Annotated in this window: 19 protein-coding genes; 1 reads left to right on the top strand and 18 read right to left on the bottom strand. The window is 60.0% G+C overall.

Annotated features, from left to right (window positions below; all coding sequences use genetic code 11):
* The 13 genes from EOA75_RS05495 to EOA75_RS05555 form a co-directional block, all read right to left on the bottom strand.
* Positions 1–1099, bottom strand: a 1099-nt coding sequence (locus tag EOA75_RS05495; protein WP_127323804.1) for a DUF6600 domain-containing protein, incomplete at its 3' end; no start/stop codon positions are given.
* A gap of 1075 nt (positions 1100–2174) precedes the next feature.
* Entirely contained in the window at positions 2175–2657 is a 483-nt protein-coding gene (locus tag EOA75_RS33915) for a transposase (protein ID WP_329609615.1), read from the bottom strand.
* On the bottom strand, positions 2563–4368 hold the full coding sequence (locus EOA75_RS05505; protein WP_245459151.1) for an EAL domain-containing protein: 1806 nt from the start codon (positions 4366–4368) through the stop codon (positions 2563–2565). The genes EOA75_RS33915 and EOA75_RS05505 overlap by 95 nt, the downstream gene beginning before the upstream one ends.
* A gap of 271 nt (positions 4369–4639) precedes the next feature.
* A complete protein-coding gene (gene ubiM, locus EOA75_RS05510) occupies positions 4640–5821 on the bottom strand; it encodes a 5-demethoxyubiquinol-8 5-hydroxylase UbiM (protein WP_189350574.1) in 1182 nt (393 codons plus the stop codon).
* Between the two features lie 962 nt (positions 5822–6783).
* Positions 6784–6939, bottom strand: a complete 156-nt coding sequence (gene ccoS / locus EOA75_RS05515; protein WP_084831491.1) for a cbb3-type cytochrome oxidase assembly protein CcoS — start codon at positions 6937–6939, stop codon at positions 6784–6786.
* Entirely contained in the window at positions 6936–9224 is a 2289-nt protein-coding gene (locus EOA75_RS05520; RefSeq protein WP_091595777.1) for a cation-translocating P-type ATPase, read from the bottom strand. The genes ccoS and EOA75_RS05520 overlap by 4 nt, the downstream gene beginning before the upstream one ends.
* Positions 9221–9718, bottom strand: a complete 498-nt coding sequence (locus EOA75_RS05525) for a FixH family protein (RefSeq protein ID WP_091595779.1) — start codon at positions 9716–9718, stop codon at positions 9221–9223. Before EOA75_RS05525 ends, EOA75_RS05520 begins: the two co-directional genes overlap by 4 nt.
* Positions 9715–11274 (bottom strand): cytochrome c oxidase accessory protein CcoG, encoded by a 1560-nt coding sequence (gene ccoG, locus EOA75_RS05530; RefSeq protein ID WP_029354962.1) that lies wholly within the window; start codon positions 11272–11274, stop codon positions 9715–9717. Before ccoG ends, EOA75_RS05525 begins: the two co-directional genes overlap by 4 nt.
* Before the next feature lie 166 nt (positions 11275–11440).
* Positions 11441–12304 (bottom strand): cytochrome-c oxidase, cbb3-type subunit III, encoded by an 864-nt coding sequence (gene ccoP / locus EOA75_RS05535; RefSeq protein WP_029354960.1) that lies wholly within the window; start codon positions 12302–12304, stop codon positions 11441–11443.
* A gap of 2 nt (positions 12305–12306) precedes the next feature.
* Complete coding sequence (locus EOA75_RS05540) at positions 12307–12456, bottom strand: cbb3-type cytochrome c oxidase subunit 3 (protein ID WP_024502864.1); 150 nt, start codon at positions 12454–12456, stop codon at positions 12307–12309.
* A gap of 11 nt (positions 12457–12467) precedes the next feature.
* The gene (ccoO, locus tag EOA75_RS05545) at positions 12468–13199 is read right to left on the bottom strand and encodes a cytochrome-c oxidase, cbb3-type subunit II (protein WP_091595781.1); all 732 of its coding nucleotides are present in this window, start codon (positions 13197–13199) and stop codon (positions 12468–12470) included.
* Positions 13199–14818, bottom strand: coding sequence for a cytochrome-c oxidase, cbb3-type subunit I (gene ccoN, locus EOA75_RS05550; protein WP_091595783.1), 1620 nt, complete (start codon positions 14816–14818; stop codon positions 13199–13201). The genes ccoO and ccoN overlap by 1 nt, the downstream gene beginning before the upstream one ends.
* A 499-nt stretch (positions 14819–15317) precedes the next feature.
* Positions 15318–16061, bottom strand: a complete 744-nt coding sequence (locus tag EOA75_RS05555; protein ID WP_127323805.1) for a Crp/Fnr family transcriptional regulator — start codon at positions 16059–16061, stop codon at positions 15318–15320.
* A gap of 150 nt (positions 16062–16211) precedes the next feature.
* Here EOA75_RS05555 and hemN point away from each other — a divergent pair, with 150 nt between their 5' ends.
* Positions 16212–17561: an oxygen-independent coproporphyrinogen III oxidase gene (gene hemN / locus EOA75_RS05560; RefSeq protein ID WP_091595897.1), complete on the top strand. Its 1350-nt coding sequence runs from the start codon at positions 16212–16214 to the stop codon at positions 17559–17561.
* A gap of 236 nt (positions 17562–17797) precedes the next feature.
* Here the strand turns inward: hemN and EOA75_RS05565 are convergent, their stop codons facing one another.
* The 5 genes from EOA75_RS05565 to trbL are packed head-to-tail and all read right to left on the bottom strand — an operon-like array spanning position 17798 to position 22348.
* A complete protein-coding gene (locus EOA75_RS05565; protein WP_029354949.1) occupies positions 17798–18040 on the bottom strand; it encodes a DUF2274 domain-containing protein in 243 nt (80 codons plus the stop codon).
* 12 nt (positions 18041–18052) lie between these two features.
* The gene (locus EOA75_RS05570) at positions 18053–19267 is read right to left on the bottom strand and encodes a TrbI/VirB10 family protein (RefSeq protein WP_091595787.1); all 1215 of its coding nucleotides are present in this window, start codon (positions 19265–19267) and stop codon (positions 18053–18055) included.
* Positions 19268–19278: 11 nt separating this feature from the next.
* A complete protein-coding gene (trbG, locus tag EOA75_RS05575; RefSeq protein ID WP_029354945.1) occupies positions 19279–20304 on the bottom strand; it encodes a P-type conjugative transfer protein TrbG in 1026 nt (341 codons plus the stop codon).
* Positions 20294–21025: a conjugal transfer protein TrbF gene (gene trbF / locus EOA75_RS05580; RefSeq protein WP_095520370.1), complete on the bottom strand. Its 732-nt coding sequence runs from the start codon at positions 21023–21025 to the stop codon at positions 20294–20296. Before trbF ends, trbG begins: the two co-directional genes overlap by 11 nt.
* Positions 21026–22348, bottom strand: coding sequence for a P-type conjugative transfer protein TrbL (trbL, locus tag EOA75_RS05585; protein WP_091595791.1), 1323 nt, complete (start codon positions 22346–22348; stop codon positions 21026–21028).
* Between the last annotated feature and the right edge of the window lie 17 nt (positions 22349–22365).

The following is a 22365-nucleotide window of genomic DNA, read 5'->3' on the forward strand; positions in this document are numbered from 1 at the left end:
GTTCCGGCTCGGCCTGCTGCTCGGCGGCGGGCTGCGTCTTGGCCTTCGGCTTCTCGGGCTTGGCCGCCTGTTCCGGCTCGGCCTCCTGTTCGGCGGCGGGCTGCTTCTTGCCCTTCGGCTTCTCAGGCTTGGCGGCCTGTTCCGGCTCGGCCTCCTGCTGCTCGGCGGCGGACTGCTCAGGCTTGGCGGTCTCTTCCGGCTCCGCCCCATCGGCCCCTGCGCCTTCGGTCGGCTTCGATTTACGGCCAGCCTGAACCTGCTTCACCTGCTCGATGTCCTTTAGCTTAGCTGGTTTTGCCTTGGGGTCGGCTTTCACCTCACCTTCGAAGACCGCGACCGTGTCATTTTCCAATTTGCCGGACTGCTCGGGCGCGTCGGTCTTGCTGACCTTGACGGCAGTCACATTCTGGTCCGTCTCCTTTTCGATCACATCAACATCAATGACTTTGTTGACCACCACGTTGTTCTGGATGGTCACGTCGCCGGCCGGCTGGGCCGCCTCGACAATCCGCACAAACTCGGACCTATCACGGATAACAGCGACAGAAACGTCGGCAGCAAGGAATTCGCGGCTAGGGACCACAACCCAGTAATAATCCGGCGTCGTGTCGAAGGTTACCTCGATTGAAATCAAGTCCGGATCACGGCGCGGCGGCAGCGGAGCCCAAATGATGTGCTCCCTGTCACGACGCCAAGTCACCCATGCTGGCGCCCAGCGAGTGCCCGGAACCCAGTACCAGCCGATATCGTCGGCATAGCCCCACCGGCCGTAATGGTACGTCGCCCAGCCGAATGGCTCGTCGGATACCCAGAGCCAGCCATACTCCTCTGTATAGACCCAATGGCCCAGGGTATACGGGCGCCAATCGTCAGGTACATCAACTGGCACGAAAACGGTCGCTCCATGATACGAGACCCAATCGCCATGGGACGACAGGTCTTCGTAGAATGTGCTGATCGAAACCTCGGTGGCGGCCCTTGCCTGCGAAACTAGCGAGAATGGTGCAATCGGGTTGGGGATATCAACGACCATAAGCAGACAGGCGGTTACGCCGCCCAGCATCAGCCGTACCGCATTTTGGGCAAGGACGCGTTTCATCCCAGTCTTCCTCCGAAACAGATGCGCCCTTCATCTTGAAAACTCACCCGCAATCGGATTGTTCCGCCTTGCTCCCGCCAGGGCTCGTGGACCTTGCAAATGGTAGCTATGGCGAGCCATTGAACGTAATCGCCTGATGGCCGAACTTCGCGGAGCTTAAAGTACCGTCATCAGGTTTTGAGGGCTGATTTGCAGAATTTACCTTTATTTTTCAGCTGCTTGGCGTGGAAAAAGGTACGGTCAGAAGCCCTCTATGACGTGACGGTACTGTCAAAAATCATCGTGGCAATGTGGGTGAGGTCCGGCAACCGGTACGGCACCTCCAAACGACGCACACCGATAACCGGCGAAAATTGCCGGCCAAAACTACTTTTTATCTCAGTGACTTAGATCGAACTCTAGCGCAATTTCAGCGGTGTTCGGATGGGCCTGAATCATTCCCACTCAATCATCAATTAAGGCCGTACCTGATTGTTTCAATTACTTAATTTAAGTCACACAACCAGTGAGTACCGTCAAAAATACCGTCAGATTCTTACGCTGTTGAAAAGACTGAAACAATGTGGTCGCTGCCGCGGTATGCACACTTTTGATTGCATCATTTGCGAGCTGCCATTCGGCGAGGTAAAGCTGGAGTTCTCAGAACACAACAAGGACGGTGTTTGCTCATGCTCGACAGCTCTAGGTTCGAGTAGACGCGCGGCTGTATCGGGGGGAATGGGCTGGTAGGAAATGGATGTCGTGCCGCATCACTCTGTCGATCGACCAAGCTTCGCATTGCCTCATCTGCTGCTCGTGGCGATGGCCCCCGATCGGAGATGCGCTATAGGAACACGCGAATTTCGATTCTGCCCTCAACTCTCGGGACCACTCACTCTGAGTAACAACGTCACGCCGATCCCACCTTCCGACGCTATTTTGCGGCAATGCGGCCAGTAAGCGCCGCGCCCGTTCGCGATTTCCTAGTGGTGAAAGTCTGACATTTGGTACCCCACGCGTGGAGCAGCTTAGGCTGAAAGAGCACGTTGCACGACAAATAAACCGCCTATCAGCTAACCACGGACCAGATGGAAGGTCAGCCCCGCAAGGCGGTTTTGGATTTCCCCGAGACCTTGCCCAGTTCCGCTTCCCATAGATCGAAGGGGCTCGCGACAATGGCCACGGACTTTTCCTGACGCAGCGCGGCGCGGCTTCCAGCATCCTTGCCACGAACCTTGTCTCGACCTTCCACAATTCGGTCATGGCGGTGATCGAACCCGTCGCGGCCCTGCGAGATCCCGCTGATGTGCAGGTCGTAGAATTTGCGCCGCAGGTGAGCCCAGCACCCGGCGAGCCGGATTGTTTCATTGCTGCCGGCTTTGTCCCGTGCCTTGACCAGGTTGGTATAGGCCGAGTAGCCATCCACTTGCAGGATACCGCTGAACCCGGCGAGGTGGCGCGCGTGAGCGAATGGCGGATGCCGGTCACAACTCCTGGCGCTCTTTAACTGCCAAACCAAGCGCTTGGCTGAGTGGCACCGCCTTGGAGAACAGGAAGCCCTGAGCGGTTTTGCAGCCAAGCTTGTGCAGAGTTTGCCGATCCGCCTCTGTCTCGACGCCCTCGGCCATGACCTCGATCCCGAGCGTCCGACCAAGATCGATCACGGTTTTGACAAGCAGCCGATCCTCCCGCGATTTGGCTAAACCGCGAATGAAGCCCTGGTCTATTTTCACCTTCCTTATCCGACTGTCCTTGAGCGATGCCAACGTGGAAAAGCCGGTGCCGAAGACATCGAGCGCGATGGAAATGCCGGCATGTGAAAGCCGTCCGAGCTTTTCATCGACCCTGTCCGGGTCCACGGGCGATTCTTCTGTTATCTCAATTTCGAACATCGTTGCAGGGAGGTCCTTTGCCGCCAGACCATTCAGAACCATTTCGTCGATATCGCCGGCCTCCAATTCGCGCGGTGAAACGTTCATCGTCACACGAACATCACGACAGTCAGCTTTCACCAAGGCGTCGATAAAAGCGCAACATTCGGAAAATACAGCTTGAGTTAGCAGCTGGAGCATTCCGGTTTCGCGTGCCGCTGTCATGATTTCGGGCGGAGAGATGGAACCGTGAATCGGATGGGACCACCTTAGCAACCCTTCAAAACCGATCACAGCTTCGGTGTCGAGTCTTACGATTGGCTGGAACCAAGGGCCCAAGCTTCTCGTCTTTATCGCCGAATGAAGATCGCGTTCGATTGACTGGCGGCGTTGCAGTTCCCGGTCGAGCTCGGCATCGAACAGGCAAAATTCGTTCCTGCCACGGCGCTTAGCTGTGTAAAGGGCGATGTCCGCCCGCAACAACATTTCCGTCAGCCCCGGGTTTTTAGCCGAGTATATTCCTATGGATGCCCCGATCCGGACGGAGGCGACGCCAGGATAGGGGCGAGCAAGCTTGGATATGAGATTGGATGCGAGATTGCTGGGAGAAGGCGAATTTCTAAGCGAGGAAAAAACCAGCACGAATTCATCGCCACCGATGCGGGCGAGCGTTGAGCCCTCCGGTGCTTCTTCCTCTATTCGGCGGGCGATCCTGGCAAGCAGCTCGTCACCCGTTCTGTGACCGTAGGTATCGTTGACAGATTTGAACCCATCCAGATCAATCAGCATGGCCACAAAGGGCCCATCAGTGTTCTCAAACTGATCGATTGCATGTTCGAGGCCGCGCCTGTTGAGGAGCGCGGTAAGATGGTCCTCCCTGGAATTGCGCTCCATTTCCGCGGCAAGCCGCTCGGCTTGATGTCTCAGGCGGCTCGCGTCACGGAAGCGCGCTTGTCCAACGAACGAGGCTCGAGCCAGGCCGCCCTCGAAAAGCAGGACGGCAAAAGCCAGAATGTAGTTTTCCAGGGTTCCCTTCGTCAGCAAGCATGCGGCGGCAATGAGGAGTGGCGGTGTGATGAAGTATATCGCTGCCGCAGCATATGAGCTGCCGTACGTGACCGCGCCAGCTGAAATGCCCGCCAGAATTATTAGATGCAGCGATGCTTGAGACGTCGTGTACCCAGCCGTTAGGACGGCAAGGAATGACCAGGTGAATCCCGCCAGAAGAGCAAGCCTGCCAAACCAGCGAAGCCGCAGCCAAACCCGTGTCAGATCATCCTGGACTCCGGGTTCCTTCAGCTGATGACGGGCGAGTGCAAGGCGGGCGGCATTTATCGCATTAACGACCGAAAACCAGGCCGCGCCAGCAAGACCGTTCCCGGAAAGGGCCTGCACGGTCAAAATCAGCCCGGACAGCACAATGCTTATCGGCATTGAGACGAAAAGGCCTGCCCTCAGATCAGCGAGCTGGTCCTGAAGGATTCTCGCCTCCAGCGGATCTTCTTTTTCCAGGGCTGGACGGGTCAGCTTGCTTACTCCTGCTTGTCCGCAGCCTATGCAGCCCCCCTGAAGGACGGGTTAATTCTTCAATCGGAGATCAGCGTCGGGAGCAGGATTACTCCGGCGCATGATGCACTCTCTCCCATCGCTCGCCCAGCACATCGCGCAAAATGCAACTGCTGGTGCAGTATCACCGCTGGAGCTCCGCCGAAATCCCATGCCGGACAAGGGGAACATGTTGGGCAAAGCGAAGCCCCAGATGCCTTGCAAGCCGTGCCGCCAGGTGGTCTCTGGAGTAGAGTCCAACCAGTATGTTCGTTGCATGGTAGAGCGGCGCCGCCGACAGGCGCAGCCGCCTTTCGTATATGTGCAGCATGTCGGGGTCGCCAACATTGCGGCCGTCGCGGCACGCAGTCATGATTCCACGGGCGAGTTGCTTCTGGCTGCTGAGACCGATGTTGAATCCGTGAGCGGTCACCGGGTGCATGCCGATGGCAGCGTCGCCGATGAGTGCGGCGCTCGGGGCCCGGAATTTGTGCGCCCAGGTCGTGACCAGCGGATAGGTATGGCGCTTGCTTGCCAAGGTCATTTTTCCAAGGCGCCCTCGACACAGTTTCGTCAACTCCGACAGGAACAAATCGTCATCGAAGGCAAGCAGTCTATAGGCCTCGTTTGAGCGCAATGTGAGCAGCAGCGACGACACGCCCTCCGCGAGGGGCAATATCGCTATCGTCTGATGGTGATCGAACCATTCGATGGCGATCTGGTGGTGGGCGCGCTCGTGCCTCACTCGGCAAATCAGCATCGAGTGGCCAAGCCGGTTGATATCGGCGCCGATGCCCAGCAGATCACGCGTGGCGGACAAACGCGAATCCGCGGCAACAACAAGCCGAGCAGTTAAACGCGCGCCATTAGAGAGCGTTACGACTGCTCCTTCTTGGCTGTTTGTTGCATCGACGACCGAGTGGCCGCACAACAGCCGGGCGCGATCCTGCAAGCGGACGATTTTGAACAGCGCCTCGCGGATCCGGCAATTTGGAACCAAAACCCCCAGCGGTTCTCCAGAGTTGCTGGGAGGATCGAAACGAAGAGCGAATGCGCTCGAGCCGTTGAGCACGCGCGCGCCTTGAATTGCTGATTTGTCCGAAGCCGGGATGACATCCCAGGCGCCGAGCTCGCGAAGGGTTCTGATCGAAGCGTTGGTCAGCGCGATTTCGCGACCATCGAAAGCCGGATTCGCCAGACTATCGAATGTGTTCTGTTCAACAACTGCCACCTTGAGTTCGCTTTGGGCAAGCGACGCAGCGAACGAAAGGCCGACCGGCCCGGCTCCAACGACAACGATGTCAAAATTGTCGTCAGAGCCCATCAGCGTGCCGCCATCCCGTCGGCTATCCTCGTGTAACGGTGGAACTGAGCCGACTGACATCCGCTGAGCTCCGTGCCCGCCGCCAACGCGTATGATGCTCCGCAGCACATTGACATCACGAGGATCTTCGGCGCTGGATCCGAGCCTTGGAACATTTCTACGAAGTCAGCCCAAAGAAGGCTACCTCGCCCACTGGACGAAGCGATCCCGTCTCCATTGCCGTGCCCAGCGATGTGAAGCACGTCGCACTTCGCCTTGTTCGCTTGGACTACAGCCTCACGAAAATGCTTTCGGTCCAAAGCAATGTGGAGCTCCGCGCGGATGTTGACAGTCTTTAGCATCTTCTGTGTGATCGGTCCGTCCGCCCTGTCGGCGAAGTAGTCATTCGCGTTGTGGCAGTCGATGATGTGAACGGCGCTCATGGGATTCTGCCTATTATTATCGTCGTGACGAGTGGATACCACGTGCGGAACACCGTGATCTGCGCTGAGTTTCGGTGACCGCATTGCTGCAAGGCGCAGGGCCGGAAATTGGCATGGATCGGCAATGAAGCATGCAACCCATCAGAGGTGGACGCGTCTGGCCGCGATACATAAGTCATGCATTCTCCTTCGAAGACTGGCCTATAAAGCACCACTGATGCGAATATGACCCTGATCTGGATCAGCCAGGGCACGATCAACCGGCACTGGTAGTTCACGCTCGGGTGATCGATCGCGACGCTCAACTTGTTACCCGTGCGCACAGTGCGAAGCTCGTCCGGCCGCGCGAGGTACTCTCGCGGCATCAGCCGCCTCATACTGGGTGCATGGGAAGGCAGTCCTTCGCACGACAGTGGATTTTCACAAATCAATGTAGTGCCCAGCTTAGGTCAAGCTGGTCATGGAGCATGGACAGCTTGTTCCCGACCGAGCCGGCTCGACTGACGAGCGGGATCCGCGCATCTTATGCACAGCGGATTGAAATCAGCGTCCCGGTTTGTCGTCCCGATCAATTAGTATCCGCTCGGCGGCTCCGTCGAGATCTTCGTATTGACCGCTTCGCAATGCCCAGACGAAGCCGGACAGGCCCAGTGCACCCAGAAAAAGGGCCACTGGTATGAGATAGAGCAAGGTCGTCACGAGGATTGTGCCGAATAGCCGACTGCGGAGCGTCTGACTTTTTGAATAACTTGCACCGTCGCATTCGCCATGAAGCCGTGCAAGCGCAATGCGTTTCCAATAACAAGCAGCGATGAGGCAGACATGGCAATCGCCGCTATCAAAGGCGTGACGTGCCCGAGGATGGCGATTGGTACTGCCACCGCATTGTAGACGATTGCGATTGCGATGTTCTGCCGGATCAGGTTTCCTGCCTTGCGCGAGACGCCCAGGGCGAGCGGCACCGCCAGGAGGCTTTCGCGCAGGAAGACGAAGTCTGCCGCGTTGCGGCCAATGTCGACGGCGGTGGCCGGTGCGATCGAGACATGCGCCGCGCTCAGGGCCGGCGTATCGTTGAGGCCGTCGCCAACCATCAGAACCTTGTGCCCAACTTTCGCGAGGGTTTCGATGCGTTCGAGCTTGCCCGATGGCAGCAGGCACGGAACGAAGTCGTCGATATCCAGCAGCTTTGCCACTTCGGCGCAGGCTGCGGCGGTATCGCCCGACAGCATTTGCATCGACACCCCGGCATCGTTCAATCGCTTGATCGCCGCCGCCGCGTCGGCGCGCAGCGCATTCTCGAAATCGAAGGTCGCGACAATGAACCCGTCTTTTGTCAGGGCCGTTCCACCATAGCCATGTTTGCCTTCACCTCCGGTCCGGGCCTTCCATCCAGCCCATCCGCGTCGACCCAGCCGCCAGGTGCTTCCGGCGACAGTGGCTTCGATCCCGAACCCCGGATGCTCTGTGACGGCATCGAATTTGTGTTGCCCGCCAGGAGCGGCAAAGCCGGTCATGGCCTTTGAAAACGGGTGACGCGAATGCGCGGCCATGTCGGCGGCGATTGCCAGCATGCCCGGATCAATCGAGTCCGCATTGACCAGCCGGGGCTGGCCGAGCGTGAGCGTGCCGGTCTTGTCGAACACGGCAGTATCGATCGCCGCGAGGCGCTCCATGGCCGAACCGTCCTTGACCATGATACCGCTCTCGAAAAGCCGCCGCGCCGCGACCACTTGGACGATCGGCACGGCGAGGCCGAGCGCGCAGGGGCATGTGATGATGAGAACAGCGATGGCGATCGTCATCGCCCGGTGCCAGTCGCCGGTCGCCGCCATCCAGCCCAGGAATGTCACGAAGGCGGTGAGATGAACCAGGGGCGCGTAGAGTGCCGACACGCGATCAGCGATGCGGCGATAGTGCGCGCGACCGCCCTCGGCGGATTCCATCAGCCGAACCATCTCCGCCAGGAACGAATCCTTTGCGGCGGCTGTCGCCTGGATCGTCAGCGGGCCGGTAAGATTGAGCACGCCGGCCTGTACTGCTTCGCCCGGCGCCACGTTTTTCGGCGTGCTTTCGCCTGAGGCCAGCGAGCAGTCGAGATCCGACGTTCCCTGGATGATCTTGCCGTCGACGGGGATCCTCTCACCGGCCGCGATCAACAACCGCATGCCTGGTTCGATCTCGCCGACCGGCAGATAGTCGCGCGCGCCGTCGCCGCGCATCACCATTGCGCCACGCGCGGCCATCTGAGACAGGCCCTTCACGGCAGTCCGGGCACGCTCCCGCATCACATGATCCAGCGTGCGCCCGATCAAAAGGAAGAACAGCAGCGATACCGACGCGTCGAAATAGGCGTGGTCGCCATGATTGATCGTCTCATAGAGGCTCATGGCATAGGCGAGCGAAACACCGACCGCGATGGGCACGTCCATATTCATGCGACCATGGCGCAAAGCATTCCAGGCCGAACGGAAGAAGATTCCGCCGGCGAAGGCGAGGGCAGGAATGGCGATCAGCGCCGAGACCCAGTGAAACAGGTCGCGGGTAGCACCTTCGGCGCCGGACCAGACAGAGACCGAAAGCAGCATGATGTTCCCCGCCGCAAAGCCGGCAACAGCGACAGCGCGGATCAGTTCGGCAAGCGTCTTGTCCTTGTCATCGACCTCGGGTGTGAACAGATGCGCCTCGTAGCCCAGCCTGCCAAGCGCGGCGACGAAGGGTGGCACCTCGTCTCCTCGCCACCGGACCGCGACCCGCTTCGTCGACAGGTTGACGCGCGCGCTTTCGACGTGATCGAGCTTTCCAAGTGCCGCCTCGATCGTCTGGATACAGGCGGCGCAATGAACCGTCGGCACTGAAAGATCGGTCTGCCGAAGATCATCGCCAAGCGATCGGCTCGCCAACCTGATCTCCTGGCTGGATGGCAGGACCGACGTGGCGCCGTTCAGATCCAGCGCCATTTCAGCGCCCGGTGCACAACAGCTCATTGCAGCGCTCCATGAGAAATCATAATCCTGCGGACGTCGCGATAGGGTCGTGTCAGGCCGGCATCGGTGTCGACTTCGACGATCCAGACGCCGTCCTTCGGCATATGCTGGGCGGCGAACTCCTGGCCGGAGGCGAGGGCGAGCGTGACGGACTTGTCCTCTTTCTCGTAGGCGGGATGACGAAACAGCACCTTGACGCCGTGCAGAGGAACCGGCTTGCCTGCAGCGTCGGAGAGGCTGTAGCGGACTTCGCCCCATGCGATGGTCAGCTTGCCGGTCCAACCGAGCGCTGCTTGAGCGCGGCCGGCCTCGGCCTCCTTGTTGAATTGCTGGCTGGCCACATAGGTGTTCTCGACGACGAGGCCGGTCCAACTCGTATTGGCGAGCGTGGCCATGGTCAGGTTGACCGCGATGACCACCCCGAAGAAGGTGAGAATGATGGCCAGCATGTGCCTGCCGGTGAATTCGCGAGGCTTTTGGGCATTGGCGGTCATTTGGCGGCCTCTGGCGCGTTGAATGTGGCGGCGTACTCGTTCGACTCGAAGCTCGCCTTATCCTCGACACGGAACTTGAAGGTCTGTGCCGGGGCGTGGATCTGGTCCGCCGGTTGGCGAACGAAGACCTTCAACGTTTTCAGGCGGTCGGGTTCGACCGGGATGGCGAAAGACCGGCCGGCCGGGATGTCGTCGCCGACGACGACCATGTCGGCACCCTCCAGACCCTGCATGGTGACGACGATTGTCCTTGGCTCAGGGATCATGTTGAGCAGCTTGACGCTATAGCCATTGCGGATGGAGCCATCGGATAGTGTGACGAATTGCGGATTGCGGTCATGCAGCACGTTCAGTTCGAGCCGATCGCGCGTCAGCAGCGAATAGAGCAGGCCCAGCCCGATCAGCGACCACAAGCCCATGTAGACGTAGGTGCGCGGCCGGAAGATCTTGCGAATGTGAAAATGCGCCACCTGATCGGAGAAGGTGCCGACAGCAGTCCTGACCAGCGACGGATTGATTGAACTGGAGCCGCCTGCGGTCGCCAGCATCATGTTGGCGTTGTAGTCGGAGAGCGTCGCGTAGGAGATCAGCCCGCGCTCCTTGCCGAGCTTGTCCATGACGCCGTCGCAGGCGTCGATACACAGCGCGCAGGTAATGCATTCGAGCTGCTGGCCGTCGCGAATGTCGATTCCCATTGGGCAGACCGCGACGCAGGCATTGCAGTCGACGCAGTCGCCGACGGACTGCCCCGAGGCTTGCACCTTCTTGGCGTGGCGCGATCGCGGCTCGCCGCGCCAGTCATTGTAGGTGACGGTGAGCGAATTCTCATCGAGCATGGCTGCCTGGATGCGCGGCCATGGGCACATATAGGTGCAGACCTGTTCGCGCATCAGGCCGCCGAAGGTGTAGGTCGTCGCCGTCAGCACGGCGATGGTGATGTAGGCGACAGGTGCGGCGGTACCGGTGAAAAGCTCGCCCACAAGTGTTGGTGCATCAGCGAAATAGAAAATCCAGGCGCCACCGGTCGCCGCCCCTATGACAAGCCAGATGGCGTGTTTCGAGACCCGCAGCATCAGCTTGCGGGCGGTCCAGGGGCCGGCATCGAGTTTCATGCGGGCGTTGCGGTCCCCCTCAATCGCACGCTCGACGACAAGGAACAGATCGACCCACACGGTCTGCGGACATGCATAGCCGCACCAGGCACGGCCGACAGCAGAGGTAATCAGGAAAAGTCCAACACCGGCCATGACCAGGAGGCCGGCCACATAGAAGAATTCCTGCGGCCAGATCTCGATGAAGAAAAAGTAGAAGCGCCGATTGGTGAGATCGAGCAGCACGGCCTGGTCCGGGGCAAATGGGCCACGATCCCAATGCAGCCACGCAGTCAGGTAATAGATGCCAAGTGTGATCGTCATCACCAGCCATTTGAAGCGGCGAAAGTTGCCCGAGGCGCGCTTCGGAAAGATCTTTTGACGCGCGGCATAAAGGGGCTTGCGGGTTTTGGCGGCATTGACAGTTTCTGTTTCGAGCCGTGTCAACTGCGTCTTGTCACGCACGTGCAACTCCACTTTCCCAGCCAATGTCAGGGGCACCTGTCGAAAAGCCTCGCGGTAGGACAGCCTTGCCGGGTTGTGCAGATCGCATTAGGAATGGTGTCGAGGCCCGGCTCGCGCCGGGCCTCGTCCGCTTGGCAGGGGTGACCGAAGAATAGGGCTTCCATTCCTATTCTCCGCCGCCAAGCGAATGGACATAAACTGCAAGTTCCTTGACCTTGATCTCGCCGAGACGGCCAACCCAGGCCGGCATGACGCCCTGCTTTGGCGCACGAACCTGGGCGGCGATGGCCGTCTCGCCGGACCCGTAAAGCCAGATCGCGTCAGTCAGGTCGGGGGCGCCGAATTCCCTGTTGCCTTTTGCATTGTCGCCGTGACAAGCGACGCAGTTCTCGGCAAAGACCTTGGCGCCGGGTTGGATCAGACTTGCATCGCGGACCTTGCCGGAAAGGCTGGCCACGTAGGCGCTGACTTGTGCGATCTGGTCGGCGGTGATGATGTCGCCGAAGGCCGGCATTTCTGACAGTCGCGTGTCCGGATCGGAAGCAAAGCGGAGGCCGTGCGTGATCGTCTGCTTGATCTGGTCGGGGCTGCCGCCCCAGAGCCAGTCATCGTCATTCAGGTTGGGAAAGCCCTTCGACCCCTGAGCGCCGGAGCCGTGGCATTGCGTACAGTTGACCTTGAACGCGGCAGCCCCGGCAGCGACCGCGAATTCGCGCAAGGCATCGTCGGTCAAGATCTCCGAGACGCTCTTTGCCTGGATGGCTGCAACATACTTGCCCTTGGCGGCCTCGGCCGCGGCAAGGTCGTTCTTGACGTCCTTACGGCTTGAATAGCCGAGCATGCCCTTGGTTGCCGAGGTCAGCATCGGCCATGCCGGGTATGCGGTCGTATAGACGAGCGCCCACGCTATGGTGACGTAGAAGGTAATCACCCACCATCGCGGCAGAGGATTGTTGAGCTCCCTGATGCCGTCCCATTCATGGCCGGTGGTTGAGACGCCGGAGACCTCATCGATGTGCTCGTCGCTCATGATCACTCGTCCTCGAGCGGAATGCGGGCAGCTTCGTCGGCCAGCCTTCGGCTGCCGGGGCGTAGGGCAAAGGCGATGCACCCGACGAAGAACAGCGCCATCGCAACCAGGCCCCAGCTGTCGGCAAACGCCCGCATCAAATTGTAGGTCATCAGCGTTCTCCTCAGCGGTAGCCGGCGGCTTCGTCGTAATTTTTGAAGTCGACCAGTGTGCCAAGCATCTGCAGGTAGGCGAGCAGGGCATCCATTTCGGTGACCTGTTGCGGGTTGCCGTCGAAGTCGCCGATCTTGACTTTGGGGTAACGCGCCTCAAGGCCTGATGTGTCGGCATTGGGATCGGCCTGCGCCGCCAGATCCGCATTGGCGTGCGCGATCATGTCATCGGTGTAAGGGACGGCTACACGCCTGTTGGCGACCAGATGCGTCGAGAAATCCTTCACGTCGATCGGCGTGTCTTTCAGGAACCCATAGCTCGGCATGATCGATTCCGGCACCACCGAGCGCGGGTCGGTAAGATGCGCGACATGCCATGCATTCGAGTAGCGGTCGCCAACTCTGGCGAGATCCGGCCCGGTGCGCTTCGATCCCCACTGGAAGGGGTGATCGTACATGGACTCGGCAGCCAGGCTGTAGTGGCCATAGCGCTCAACTTCGTCGCGGAACGGCCTGATCATCTGGCTATGGCAGAGAAAGCAGCCCTCGCGCATATAGATGTTGCGCCCGACAAGTTCGAGCGGCGAATAGGGGCGCATGCCTTCCACCTTCTCGATCGTATTGTCGAGATAGAAGAGAGGCGCTATCTCGACGATACCGCCGACCGTCACCACGAGCAGCGAGCCAACGAGAAGAAGCGTGGCGTTCTTCTCGATGATTGCGTGTTTGTCCATCAAGCCCATTACCTGGCTCCTGATCGCGCAGGTCGGATGGCGACGGGGCTCGGCATCGGCTCCTCCTCGCGCTGGTGGCCGAGGATGGTCATGGTGATGTTCCAGGCCATGATAAGGGCGCCGGAGAGGTACATGGCCCCACCGATGGCGCGCATGACGTAGTATGGGTGCATGGCAGCGACGGTTTCGGCGAAGGAATAGACCAGGAAGCCCTGCTGGTCGTATTCACGCCACATCAGGCCCTGCATGATGCCTGACACCCACATGACCGAGGCGTAGACGACGATCCCGAGTGTCGCCAGCCAGAAGTGCCAAGTGACGAGCCGCAGCGAGTAGAGCCGGTGACGGTTCCAGAGCTTCGGCACCATGTAGTAGATTGCGCCGAACGAGATCATGCCAACCCAGCCGAGCGCGCCCGAATGGACGTGGCCGATGGTCCAGTCGGTATAATGCGACAGCGAATTGACCGCCCTGATCGCCATGATCGGGCCTTCGAAGGTCGACATGCCATAGAAGGCGACGGCCATCACCATCATGCGGATGATCGGATCGGTGCGCAGCTTGTCCCAGGCGCCGGACAGCGTCATCAGGCCGTTGATCATGCCGCCCCAGGACGGCATCCACAGCATGATCGAGAACGCCATGCCGAGCGTCTGCGCCCAATCTGGCAAGGCGGTGTAGTGCAGGTGATGCGGGCCAGCCCAGATGTAGAGAAAGATGATCGCCCAGAAATGGACGATCGACAGCCGGTACGAATAGACTGGCCGGTTCGCCTGCTTGGGCACGAAATAATACATCATGCCAAGGAAGCCGGCGGTGAGAAAGAAGCCGACCGCGTTGTGGCCGTACCACCATTGGGTCAGCGCGTCCTGGACCCCGGAAAAGGCGGAGTAGCTCTTGGAGCCCAGGAACGAGACTGGCATCGACAGGTTGTTGACCACATGCAGCATCGCGATGGTCACGATGAACGACAGGTAGAACCAGTTGGCGACGTAGATATGCGGTTCCTTGCGCTTCAGGATCGTGCCAAGGAACAGAATGAGGTAGGCGACCCAGACGATGGTCAGCCAGACATCCACATACCATTCGGGTTCGGCGTACTCGCGGCCCTCGGTGATGCCGAGCAGATAGCCGGTCGCGGCCATGACGATGAACAGCTGGTAGCCCCAGAAGACGAACCAGGCGAGATCACCGCCGAAGAGGCGGGCGCGGCAGGTGCGCTGCACGACATACAGAGACGTGCAAAGCAGCGCGTTGCCACCGAAGGCGAAGACGACACCGGATGTATGCAGCGGCCGCAAACGGCCGAAATTGAACCAGGGCTGGATGTTGAGATCGGGATAGGCGAGCTGAAGCGCGATCACCACGCCGACCAGCATCCCGACGACACCCCAGAACACGGTGGCGATCGCGCCGTAGCGGATCGGACCATCCATGTAAGCGGATGGGTCAATCGGAGCTGCTGGCTTGAACTCCGTGTTGCGCAACAGGATCGCAGTGAAACCAGCCACTGCGAAGAACAACACCCACATATGTCGGCGGAAAGGTTCATCCACGCCGAAGCCGGCGGCCACCAGGGCCGCAAAAGCGAACACGCTTAGAAGGACGATCTCTGTGCCGAATTTCATTGCAGATCCCGATCTCGAATCTGGTGGATGCCAAATCCGCAGCGCACTAATTGCGCAGCCGCCGCCCCCTCGCCCTGATCTATGTCAGGCCGCACGATTTTGTGTCGGCGGCGCAATCAGCAGGTGGCGAATGAACGAGGAACGCAGCGCGGGCTCACCCCCTCATGGAAGGCGTTCCCTGGGTTGGGCGGGCGCAGACGCGATCGATTGAGGCGAAAGCTGAGGCTCTGCGACGCGTTGGATGCTATTGCCGATGCCCTGCCAAACGTTGTTCGGATCCCATTGGAAACGAACGCGATCGTTCGGCCGAGCCGTGGCAGCTTAAGGACCGTGCTTCGCCGGTATGTGCCGAAACACACCTGGCGATTGGTCGTCGTCCCTATCAAAGCCCGAAAGCTGTCTGTCTCGACCGTGACGCCGCTTCTTCGAAGGCGCGGCGACATCGCATTAGAAGGCAAGCACGGCCCGCCCCGGAGCCATGCGACATGGGCCTCGCCGCTTAGGGCCGCTCGCGTCCGCCGCCACAGCGCTTCTCCAGACGGCTTATGCTGTCCACCGTCACATGGCGTGCGTTCTCAATCCGAATCACCCCGTCAGCCCGCAATCGCGTCAGTTGGCGGCTCACGGTTTCGTTGGTAATTCCAAGGAAATCAGAGATTTCGGCACGCGTCAGCGGCAGATCGAAGGACGCTGACCTGGAAGCCGCGTCGAGACTGGAATCGATATTCCGGGCCATTATGAGGAGAAAACTCGCCACCTTTTCCGGAGCTGTCTTGCGCCCCAGCGTCACCATCCACTCGCGCGCCTCATCGAGTTCATTCAGCGTCTGTTTGAGCAGGCGATGCTCGAATTCCCGTGACGCCTTCATCATCCGTTCGACGGCCGCTCGCGGAAACGAGCACAGCGTGACTGCTGTTGCCGCTTCCGCATTGATCGAGCTTTCCACCTTGAAAGGACGTCCCAGAAAATTCGGTGCAAACTGGAGACCGACGATCTGCTGGCGCCCATCCGACAGGCTCTTTGATAGCTTTACCACGCCTGAAAGCACGTTCGAGTAGCTGTCGACGTTCTGTGCCTCGCCGGTCAACTCCATTCCTGACTCGATCCGGCGACGCGAGCAAGTCTTGGCGAGCCCAACCAAATTGTCTGGATCGAGCGCACCGCAGACACCGCGACGCCGTGCCTCGCAAGGGAGGCAAAGAACAGGAATGCCGGAAGTATGAATGTCTTGCCGAAAGGTCATGCGTTCGCTTTACCCGATCCTAACTGCCGGCAGGATACCCATCCAGGGTAGAGAAGTCCTGCGGCGGTTTGTCCATGCGCGCGGCTGATCGAGATCAGGGTCTGCTTCAGCGATGCGTGCAGTGTTCGGCGGGAACACGGTGAACGCGAGATGCAATCGGAAATAGCTGTCAAACTCAGCGAGAACGTCCCACGCTACACAAGCTATCCGACGGCGCCGCATTTCCATTCCGGGGTCGATGCTGCCATTTACCGTGGCTGGTTGGAGGCGCTGGAAAGTGGCGACGAAATCTCGCTGTATTTGCACATTCCTTACTGCGACAAGCTCTGCTGGTTCTGCGCCTGTCACACCAAGCAGACGCACCAATATGAGCCGGTGGCCGCTTATCTGCGCTCGCTGAATGCCGAAATCGTCACGATTGCCGGTCTGGTGAGCGGCAAGGCACATGTCCGTGCAATCCACTTCGGTGGCGGTTCGCCAACGATGCTGAGGCCCGATGACATGGTTGCTCTTGGAGCGGCCTTGCGGGACAGCTTCGACCTTCTCCCGGATGCTACGGTCAGCATCGAAATCGGAACCAACGACATGGACAAGGCGCGCCTTGATGCGCTTGCTCAAATCGGCGTAACGCGGGCGAGCCTCGGCGTGCAGGATTTCGATCCGCAAGTGCAAAAAGCAATTAATCGTGAGCAAAGTTTTTTGCAGACCAAGGCAGTCGTCGACGGGGTTCGTTCGCGGGGCGTTGAATCGGTCAATCTGGACCTGCTCTACGGGCTCCCGAATCAGACACGCGAGACGATCTGTTCCACGGTGGCGCAGGCACTGACCTTGGAACCAGACCGGATGGCTCTGTTCGGCTACGCACATGTGCCCTGGTTCAAGAAGCATCAGACGATGATCGACGAGGCATGGCTGCCGAGTCCCACCGAGCGTTTCGCCCAATCTCAACTCGCGGCGCGGGCAATTGTCGCCAAGGGATATGAGGCAATAGGACTCGATCATTTCGCGAAGCCCGACGATGCGCTGGCCATAGCGGCCCGCGCAGGGGTTTTGCATCGCAATTTTCAGGGCTACACCGAGGATCGCTGCCCGACACTGATCGGACTTGGCCCTTCGTCCATCGGTCGTTTTCGCCAAGGCTACGTGCAGAACATGGCTTCGACTGCCGGGTACGGGCGCATGGTTGCGGATGGCGGGTTGGCTGCCGTCCGGGGCGTTGCCCTTTCCGACGACGATCGCGTCCGTGGCTGGATAATCGAGCGGCTGATGTGTGATTTTGCCTTCTCGGCAGTCGATCTGGTGGAGCGGTTCGGCAAAGCCGGCGAGAAGCTCCTTCATCGCTCGAGGTCCATCGCCCTCCACGATCCTGCCCGAGCGCTTGAATTCGATGGCGACAGTTTCGTCGTACGGGCTGAAAGTCGCCCCTTCGTTCGAACCATCGCGGCCAAGTTCGATACATATTTCAAAGGGGGAACGGCGAGGCACTCGGTGGCGGTCTGAGCAAAGCACAGTGCGCTCGCCGTTTGGTCGATCGCGAACCAGCTGCGTTTCATTTTGACCGCTCATAGGCGACTACCGCATCCAATCGAAAATGCAAACTTAGGCTGTTGCGCGGTATTTCCTTCCACATCCTCTCTTACGCATACCTGCATTCCAAGGTGTTTGATCCTATGCTTCGCGAGGAGCAGGTAGGCCGCGACAGCTAGGCAATGTTCCAGCTGCCTCTAGCGGAGGAGTCACGATTTTTCGGCAAGCTCCGTCGGCAGACCTTCTTTTCGGGCCTTGGCAAAGGCTCGGTCGCCTTCCAGAAACGCCGCCAGCATGAAAGGGATGAGTTCTGCCACGGTTTCAGACTGACGATAGGTCTGACGGTAAAGTGCAGCATACTCCTTGAGTGTTTGGCCCAGCTCCGCGCTGACGGTAATGGTGATCTTCGAAGCTGTTCGGTCTGGAAGCTTTCCAAGTTTCAGGTCAGCCATGGTAACTCCTGCTCAACTCGCGTATGGCCGCAGCACGATGTCCTTGTGCACGATGACGCGCAGTGGCCAACCTGGGCGGACGATGATGGTGGGCTGGATATTGAGGTTTTTTTCGGTGATGCGCTGGCCGGCTCGACTGGCGTTCTGCTGGGCTGATTCCCGGATCGCCTTGACCAGATCGCTCTCGTTTTCGCCGAGGCTGAATTCCGTGCCGACACCGAGCAATGTGGCAAGCGCCACCCCCTTGATCAGCTGCCAGGTGTGGAAATCGACTTTGTCTTCCAGCCCTGCGTAGCCGGCGGTGTCGCTCGCGGGCAGATTGTCGATTTCGACCGACGAGCCGTCGGGCAGCAGAATGCGCTGCCAGACCAGCAGCGCTCGCTTTTGCCCGAACGCGACGACGCTGTCGTAGACGCCGATAAGACGTGAGCCCTGCGGAATCAGCAATATGTTGCCCGTGACCGTGTCGTGCACATTCTCGGTGACTTGCGCGACGACAAGGCCCGGCAAATCGGAATTGATGCCGGTGATCAGGCTGGCGGCAATCACGCTGCCAGCCATCAGTTGATACGGCGAGATCGGCGTCTGCAGCGCATGCGGATTGTAGATCCCGCCAGTGCTCCGCTGGCTGAGGAAATCAAGCTTTCGCTGCTGATTGTTCTGGTCGCCTTCCGCCGGCGCCACCGAGGCTGACGCGCGTGCTGCTTCGGATTGGGGAAGTGCCTCAAATGGATGCTGAGCAGTTTGCACGCTCTCACCGACATCTGTCTGTTGAGCTCGATTTTCGACGCGGAAAAGCACCTGCGATTCACGCGCTTCGATCGCCTGCTGCGCTAGACGCTGCTCCTCGGCCGAGATGTCTTGACCCGGCACGATGCCGAGCTGGCGCTGCCGCTCGAGGATGGGGCGACCGAGGTCGCCCGGCAAAGGTGGCCCAAGGACGGGAGGCTTCGGCTTCATGCCGGAATAGTCATGGGGAAGCGTATCGAGTCCCTCGACGGTTGGTTTGCGCTCAGTGCTGTAGGGATCTTCCGCCTGATCCCTGATGCGAAGGGCCGGCCCCTGGAGCGCCATCATGGCAACGCCGAACACAGCGCCGGATCCGAGCGCTGCGATCGCGATGATCACACCGCGCCTGAACCGCACCACGCGGCGGGGAGAGGCCCGAAGCTGCAGTTCCTCGGGATCCAGTTTCGGCGGGATGCCAGAGCGGGAATTTTCGATCATGAGCCCTCACCTCACCGGCTGGAACGCGAAAAGAGCGAGATCCGCCGTAGCGGTTGCCTGTCGTCAATCCTGCTGATGCGGATCACCTGCTGCTGCTTGGTGCCGAGGCGAAGTTCGGCCGCGGCGAAGAGCCGATCGACGATGTAATAGTTGCCGCGCACGCGATAGTTGACGAGCTCGCTGCTCCCATCTGCGCCGACGATGAAGAGTGGTGGCGCCTCGCCCTGATCTATGCGACGAGGGAACTCAATATAGACCTTGCTGCCGTCGTCGAAGGCTCGCGTCGGTCTCCAGGGCGGTGTGTCGCCACTGATCGAGTAGCGAAAGCGAAGGTTTTCGAGCGCGATATTCGACGCGACCGGTGTAACTGCCTCGGCTTGAGCATTGCGCTGGCGAAGCGCGATGATCTGGTCTTGGCTGTAGGTCCAGGAGATTGCCGCCATTGCTGTCTTCTCGGTGCTTTGAAGCTGCAAATGATAGGTCCGCCGGTCCGTCGTAATGACGACATTGGTGGCAAGACCCGGCGCGAAGGGTTTCACCAGAACATGGGTGCGCTGATTGTCACCGGTGCCGCTTGCGGTATCGCCTATGACCCAGCGCACGGTGTCGCCAGCCGACACGGCGGTTAGTTTCTCGCCCGGCTGCAGAGCGATGTCGGTCACGCGCTCCGGCGCGGCATAGAGCTGATAAAGCGCGCCATCGGTGAAGGGGTAGACTTGCACGGCATTAACATACCCGTACTTGGTGGGTTGCTGGGTCGCGGCTTTGTTGGCATCAGCGACGCGTTCTTCAGGGGGGCGCTTGTCCTCGGCCTTGCCGGACTCGGGCTGCAATTGGCCAGGCAGCGGCAGTGGTTTTGGCACCTCGACAATTCTAATCGGCCTCTCCGGCGCCTTCTCGATCGCGGCCGGTTTGAAGTCAGCAGCGTCATAGGAAATCTCAGGCGGCGGCACCTTCTTCGATGCACAAGCGGAAACGACCGCTGCCGACACCGATAGGATCAGCACGGCACGAATCGGTGACATTTTATCTTTCATTGGTGGACTCCGTCGGAGAAAGGGGGGGTGGGACGGCGCTGTCGAGCTCGCGTGACCAGTCAATGGCGTTGATGAAGACGCCGAGCGGATTCTTGCGCAGCTGATCCGTATTGCTTGGCGAGCGGATCACGATCGTGAGGATCGCAGTCCAGCGCATCGTGCTGGCAAGGCTTCCGCGCTCAAACACCTGCTCGGTCCATTTGACCTGGAATGAACTTTCGGAGGCCCTGACCACGCTGGTGACCTGTACCGAGACACTGCGCGTTCCGATCTGACCGAAGGGGTCGTTCGCCTTGGCGTATTCGTTGAGGAAGAGCGCTGCGCGATCGCTAGCAAAGTCGTAAGCTGCGAACCAGTTCTGCCGTACCAAAACCGGATCGGTGGAAACGGAACGGACATTCTGGATGAAGCGGCCGAGATGCCAGGCGATCTGAGCATCCGAGGGCTCATAATTCCGGATTGCCGGCGCGACGGCGCGCGTCTCGCCGAAGCCATCGACCTCGACGACGTAAGGCACGACACGGCTTTGCATCGACTGCCATACGAGTCCGCCGGAAAGTCCGGTCGCCAAGGCCAGGCACCCAAGGGCCATGAGCCGCCAGTTCCTGGCCTGCAGTCGAGATGAGCCGATGCGCTCGTCCCACAGCTGGGCGGCTTTTTGATACGGCGTGACCGGTTCGGGTGTTTTGCCGTAACGGTGCACGGGTCGCTTGAAGAGCATCTAGTCATCCTTGTCGTTGAGAGAGGGGTTGGCGCTGCCTCCCGGCCGGTCTCCGTCTCGGACAGCTTGCATGGCAGCGTGGCGATGTGCACGGGCGGTCTGTTCAGAACGTAGGCGCCTTGCCCACGTCGGCGCCGAAACAGTGGCCGAACCGGCAGAGCGCTCGGTCATTGACGCGGTCGGCGTGCCGCCGGTCGCGGTCCACGCGGCATCGCGCCCGGCATCGGCGTTGCGCCCAACACTTGCAGTGGCGGATCGCGCTACGCGTATAGCGGCGCCGCCAGCGGCACTGGTTACACCATGCATTCCAGCAGCCACACCGGAGAGGCCAACGTCGGGCGAGGTTGCGCGCCCGATCTGCCAGGACGTGGAAGCAGCCGATCCCATTGTTGTGCCGGCGCGGATGGCGGCGAGACCGCCGCTGGTTGCCATACGCGCGCCAGAAAATGCCGTGCCTCCAGCAACGAGTGATACACCCGCTGCCGCCGCGGTCGTGCCGAGGGCGGCGCCCGCGCCAAGCTGCGGTGCGCCTGAGACAAGACCCGACGCGATCCCCGGCCCAAAAATGCCAAGGCCAAGCAGTGCCAGTGCGCCCAGTACCTGGGACATGGCAGCGGCCAGATCCGGCTCCTTGCCTTGCAATGCGGAAGCGAACTCCCCGAAGAGCGTGGAGCCGATGCCGACAATGACGGCGAGCACCATCACCTTGATGCCTGACGAGATAACATGGCCGAGCACGCGTTCGGCCAGGAACGCTGAACGGTTCCAAAGTGCGAATGGAACCAAAACAAAACCTGCCAGCGTGGTGAGCTTGAACTCAAGGATGGTGATGAAAAGCTGGATGGAAAGGATGAAGAAGGCGATGATGACCAGGAACCAGGCCATCAGCAGCACGAAGATGGTCAGTGCGTTGCCGAAGATTTCCGGGAAGCCCAGGAGCTGACTGGCTTGGTCAAGCATTGGCCAAGCACCTTCGAAACCGGTCGCGGCAATGCGGCCCGGGCGCAGGAGATTGTCTGCCGACAGATTGCCGGCCGACGCATTAATCCCGAGACCGGCAAAAGAACGATAAATGATATCGGCGAGGTTCTTGAAATTGTTCAGGATGAAGGCGAAGACGCCAACATAGAGCACCTTGCGGACAAGCCGGCCGAGAACGCTGGTCTCCTCGCCGAGCGCCCACGCCAGGCCGGCAAGTGTGATGTCAATGCCGATCAGAATGGTAGTGAGGAAGGCGACGTCGCCCGAGAGCAGACCGAACCCGCTGTCGATGTAGCGGATGAAGGTCTCCATGAAGCGATCGATGACGCCAAGGTCGTTCATGCCGCTGCCTTCCTCGT

It is taken from the genome of Mesorhizobium sp. M1A.F.Ca.IN.022.07.1.1 (assembly GCF_003997575.1).
In the GTDB taxonomy this organism is placed as follows: Bacteria; Pseudomonadota; Alphaproteobacteria; order Rhizobiales; family Rhizobiaceae; genus Mesorhizobium.

Coding starts and splice junctions, on each gene's coding strand:
- EOA75_RS05520 (WP_091595777.1), bottom strand. CDS start 9,224: ATGAGCTGTTGTGCACCGGGCGCTGAAATGGCGCTGGATCTGAACGGC.
- EOA75_RS05525 (WP_091595779.1), bottom strand. CDS start 9,718: ATGACCGCCAATGCCCAAAAGCCTCGCGAATTCACCGGCAGGCACATG.
- ccoP (WP_029354960.1), bottom strand. CDS start 12,304: ATGAGCGACGAGCACATCGATGAGGTCTCCGGCGTCTCAACCACCGGC.
- EOA75_RS05540 (WP_024502864.1), bottom strand. CDS start 12,456: ATGACCTACAATTTGATGCGGGCGTTTGCCGACAGCTGGGGCCTGGTT.
- ccoO (WP_091595781.1), bottom strand. CDS start 13,199: ATGGGCTTGATGGACAAACACGCAATCATCGAGAAGAACGCCACGCTT.
- ccoN (WP_091595783.1), bottom strand. CDS start 14,818: ATGAAATTCGGCACAGAGATCGTCCTTCTAAGCGTGTTCGCTTTTGCG.
- EOA75_RS05555 (WP_127323805.1), bottom strand. CDS start 16,061: ATGACCTTTCGGCAAGACATTCATACTTCCGGCATTCCTGTTCTTTGC.
- hemN (WP_091595897.1), top strand. CDS start 16,212: ATGCAATCGGAAATAGCTGTCAAACTCAGCGAGAACGTCCCACGCTAC.
- EOA75_RS05565 (WP_029354949.1), bottom strand. CDS start 18,040: ATGGCTGACCTGAAACTTGGAAAGCTTCCAGACCGAACAGCTTCGAAG.
- EOA75_RS05570 (WP_091595787.1), bottom strand. CDS start 19,267: ATGATCGAAAATTCCCGCTCTGGCATCCCGCCGAAACTGGATCCCGAG.
- trbG (WP_029354945.1), bottom strand. CDS start 20,304: ATGAAAGATAAAATGTCACCGATTCGTGCCGTGCTGATCCTATCGGTG.
- trbF (WP_095520370.1), bottom strand. CDS start 21,025: ATGCTCTTCAAGCGACCCGTGCACCGTTACGGCAAAACACCCGAACCG.
- trbL (WP_091595791.1), bottom strand. CDS start 22,348: ATGAACGACCTTGGCGTCATCGATCGCTTCATGGAGACCTTCATCCGC.